General features: G+C 54.1%; 1 tRNA gene and 2 rRNA genes. All 3 read left to right on the forward strand.

Annotated features, from left to right (window positions below):
- Positions 1–215 precede the first annotated feature (215 nt).
- The 3 genes from NKH38_RS33065 (at position 216) to NKH38_RS33075 (ending at position 3,668) form a co-directional block, all read left to right on the forward strand.
- Positions 216–3,017: ribosomal RNA gene (locus NKH38_RS33065) — 23S ribosomal RNA — on the forward strand.
- 202 nt (positions 3,018–3,219) lie between these two features.
- Positions 3,220–3,334 (forward strand): 5S ribosomal RNA (gene rrf, locus NKH38_RS33070).
- Positions 3,335–3,591: 257 nt separating this feature from the next.
- Positions 3,592–3,668, forward strand: a tRNA-Met gene (locus NKH38_RS33075).
- The last annotated feature ends 57 nt before the right edge of the window (positions 3,669–3,725 follow it).

Here is a 3,725-nt window from a genome sequence, read left to right on the forward strand (position 1 = left end):
GCTCAATCTCCCGCATATGATGGGTTTGCCTAACCGCACCCTCGAACCGATCTCGAGAAGCTGGTCTTTTTGTGCCAATGACATCGAATTTGGATCCCGCACAGGATCCGGTTCAGGCGACAATTCCTTTGGAATTGCGCGGACGCCAACCCCGCAAGGGAGAGGCTGAAGCGACAATCCTTCGGATTGCGCGGATGGGCATTGGCAATGAGAACGATCAAGTGTCTTAAGGGCAATTGGTGGATGCCTTGGCATGCACAGGCGATGAAGGACGTGATACGCTGCGATAAGCTACGGGGAGGTGCGAATACCCTTTGATCCGTAGATTTCCGAATGGGGAAACCCACCTAAGGTACTTGGAAAATCAGAGTAGCAGAGCGATCTGCTACTGTGGTTTCCAAGTATCGATAATAGGTAACTTATCCTGAATACATAGGGATAAAGTGGCGAACGCGGGGAACTGAAACATCTAAGTACCCGTAGGAAAGGACATCAACCGAGACTCCGGAAGTAGTGGCGAGCGAACCCGGACCAGGCCAGTGGCGATTGAGAGACAAGCGGAACCTTCTGGAAAGTAGGGCCATAGTGGGTGACAGCCCCGTACGCGTAATGCAATCAATCGTCCTCGAGTAAGGCGGGACACGTGAAATCCTGTCTGAAATTGGGAGGACCACCTTCCAAGCCTAAGTACTCGTGCATGACCGATAGCGAACTAGTACCGTGAGGGAAAGGTGAAAAGCACCCCGACAAGGGGAGTGAAAGAGTACCTGAAACCGATTGCCTACAAACAGTGGGAGCCCGCAAGGGTCACCACGTACCTTTTGTATAATGGGTCAGCGACTTAGTGTGACGAGCAAGCTTAAACCGCTAGGTGTAGGCGCAGCGAAAGCGAGTCTGAACAGGGCGTTCAGTTCGTCGCATTAGACCCGAAACCGAGTGATCTAGCCATGAGCAGGTTGAAGGTAAGGTAACACTTACTGGAGGACCGAACCCATAACTGTTGCAATAGTTCGGGATGACTTGTGGCTAGGGGTGAAAGGCCAATCAAACTCGGAAATAGCTGGTTCTCCGCGAAATCTATTTAGGTAGAGCGTCGACCGAATACCCCAGGGGGTAGAGCACTGGATGGGCTAGGGGTCCTCACCGGATTACCAAACCTAACCAAACTCCGAATACCTGGGAGTACTAGTCGGCAGACACACGGCGGGTGCTAACGTCCGTCGTGAAAAGGGAAACAACCCTGACCTACAGCTAAGGTCCCCAAGTTATGGCTAAGTGGGAAAGGATGTGAGGATCCCAAAACAACCAGGATGTTGGCTTAGAAGCAGCCATCATTTAAAGAAAGCGTAACAGCTCACTGGTCTAAATAAGGGTCTTTGCGCCGAAAATGTAACGGGGCTAAAGCCATACACCGAAGCTTAGGGTTTGGTCCGCAAGGGCCAAGCGGTAGCGGAGCGTTCTGTAAGCTGACGAAGCCATACCCGTGAGGGGTGGTGGAGGTATCAGAAGTGCGAATGCTGACATGAGTAACGTAAGGGGAGTGAGAGACTCCCCCGCCGAAAGACCAAGGGTTCCTGCTTAAAGCTAATCTGAGCAGGGTTAGCCGGCCCCTAAGACGAGGCGGAAACGCGTAGTCGATGGGAACCACGTTAATATTCGTGGGCTTGGAGGTAGTGACGGATCGCACAAGTTGTCCAATCTTATCGGATTGAACGGGCAGCGGAGCGGTTCCAGGAAATAGCTCCTCCTTATAAACCGTACCCGAAACCGACACTGGTGGTCAGGTAGAGTATACCAAGGCGCTTGAGAGAACTATGCTGAAGGAACTCGGCAAATTGCACGCGTAACTTCGGAAGAAGCGTGACCCTTTTCTACGCAAGTAGAGGAGGGTGGCACAGACCAGGGGGTAGCGACTGTTTATCAAAAACACAGGGCTCTGCGAAGTCGCAAGACGACGTATAGGGTCTGACGCCTGCCCGGTGCTGGAAGGTTAAGAGGAGGGGTGCAAGCTCTGAATCGAAGCCCCAGTAAACGGCGGCCGTAACTATAACGGTCCTAAGGTAGCGAAATTCCTTGTCGGGTAAGTTCCGACCTGCACGAATGGCGTAACGACTTCCCCGCTGTCTCCAGCATAGACTCAGTGAAATTGAATTCCCCGTGAAGATGCGGGGTTCCTGCGGTTAGACGGAAAGACCCCGTGCACCTTTACTATAGCTTTACATTGGCATTCGTAGTGGCATGTGTAGGATAGGTGGTAGGCTTTGAAACCTGGGCGCCAGCTCAGGTGGAGCCACCCTTGAAATACCACCCTTATTACTATGGATGTCTAACCGCGGCCCGTTATCCGGGTCCGGGACAATGTATGGTGGGTAGTTTGACTGGGGCGGTCGCCTCCTAAAGAGTAACGGAGGCGCGCGATGGTGGGCTCAGAACGGTCGGAAATCGTTCGCTGAGTGCAATGGCATAAGCCTGCCTGACTGCGAGACTGACAAGTCGAGCAGAGACGAAAGTCGGTCATAGTGATCCGGTGGTCCCGCGTGGAAGGGCCATCGCTCAACGGATAAAAGGTACGCCGGGGATAACAGGCTGATGACCCCCAAGAGTCCATATCGACGGGGTTGTTTGGCACCTCGATGTCGACTCATCGCATCCTGGGGCTGGAGCAGGTCCCAAGGGTATGGCTGTTCGCCATTTAAAGCGGTACGTGAGTTGGGTTCAGAACGTCGTGAGACAGTTCGGTCCCTATCTGCCGTGGGTGTAGGAATATTGAAAGGATCTGTCCCTAGTACGAGAGGACCGGGATGGACGGATCTCTGGTGGACCTGTTGTGGCGCCAGCCGCATAGCAGGGTAGCTATATCCGGACGGGATAACCGCTGAAGGCATCTAAGCGGGAAACCCACCTTAAAACGAGTATTCCCTGAGAACCGTGGAAGACGACCACGTTGATAGGCCGGGTGTGGAAGAGCGGCAACGCTTGAAGCTTACCGGTACTAATAGTTCGATCGGCTTGATCGTTCTCATTCCTTATGCTCATCGTGAAACACGATGATCTGACCAGCGCTCACGCATGAGCGGCCCTTACAGGGCCTATGCTCCGCGAGGGCGCCGGAAAACCGGCGACGCGCAGTCGCGCTTGCGGGCTTACGCCCGTAAGCAAAACACAAACGTCGCCTTGGCACGAAAAAACAGCTTCTCGATATAACGTGCGTTTTGCCGACCTGGTGGTTATGGCGGAGCGGCTGCACCCGATCCCATTCCGAACTCGGCCGTGAAACGCTCCAGCGCTGATGGTACTTCGTCTCAAGACGCGGGAGAGTAGGTCGCTGCCAGGTCTGCAAAACGCACGTTGAACTCTCATCCGCAAACCGGATGAAACTGAATCTTCTCTCTACGAAAAGGCCCGCCAAGGGATCACGGGCCGCGCAAGCGGCCCTTTCATTTGGTCAGCCATATACCTATCTGTAAGCCATCCTGTTCATAGGCCCAGGCTTACGTCCAGATAAGCAAGCAAACGCTTGCTTCAGATCCGGAGCAGGCAAGAGCTTGCCCTGGAGAGTCCGGAGCAAGCAAGAGCTTGCCCTGGAGGTGACGCGGGGTGGAGCAGCCCGGTAGCTCGTCAGGCTCATAACCTGAAGGTCACAGGTTCAAATCCTGTCCCCGCAACCAACATCAAAAACAGCCCGCTTCACGCGGGCTTTTTGCGTTCGGACCGTGATCGATGGC

Origin of the sequence: Mesorhizobium sp. M1078, assembly GCF_040318615.1 — a bacterium.
Lineage (GTDB): Bacteria > Pseudomonadota > Alphaproteobacteria > Rhizobiales > Rhizobiaceae > Mesorhizobium.